A 525-nucleotide genomic window follows, 5' to 3' on the forward strand; every position below is an offset into this window, starting at 1 on the left:
CGGACTGAATGTATGTTGTAGGCCTGATAAGCACAGCGCATCAGGCACTCCCGATGGCATTTTGCCGGATGCGGCGTCCCGCCTTATCCGGCCTACAACTGTCTGGACCATCAGGCACTCCCGGTGGCATTTTGCCGGATGCGGCGTATCGCCTTATCCGGCCTACAACTGTCTGGACCATCAGGCACTCCCGGTGGCATTTCGCCGGATGCGGTGTATCGCTTTATCCGACCTACAACTGTAAAAACCTGCCCTGTTATCCGTATCCCACCTTCAGTAGTGGGTGCGGTCATCCTCTTAAGTCCTGTCCTATTGTTGAATCTAACAGTTTTGTATCGATGTTGGGTTTACGCAGTGAGATGGGGGGGTGAGAGGGGTTGTGATTGCTTTAGAAAGATCAGAGGCTATAAAAGCAAAAACCCAGCCATAGGCTGGGTTCTTTAAATAGTGGTGCCCGGACTCGGAATCGAACCAAGGACACGGGGATTTTCAATCCCCTGCTCTACCGACTGAGCTATCCGGGCA

Annotated in this window: 1 protein-coding gene and 1 tRNA gene; one reads left to right on the plus strand and one right to left on the minus strand. The window is 53.0% G+C overall.

Features of this window, described 5'->3' with window-relative positions; translation table 11 throughout:
- Positions 1 to 244: hypothetical protein (locus tag QMN38_RS26735; RefSeq protein ID WP_323606422.1), on the plus strand; the 244-nt coding region annotated here is incomplete at its 5' end.
- Between the two features lie 204 nt (positions 245 to 448).
- Here the strand turns inward: QMN38_RS26735 and QMN38_RS26740 are convergent.
- Positions 449 to 524 (minus strand) — tRNA-Phe (locus tag QMN38_RS26740).
- Between the last annotated feature and the right edge of the window lies 1 nt (position 525).

The sequence above is a fragment of the Citrobacter sp. R-1.5.2 genome (assembly GCF_035064245.1).
Lineage (GTDB): Bacteria > Pseudomonadota > Gammaproteobacteria > Enterobacterales > Enterobacteriaceae > Citrobacter.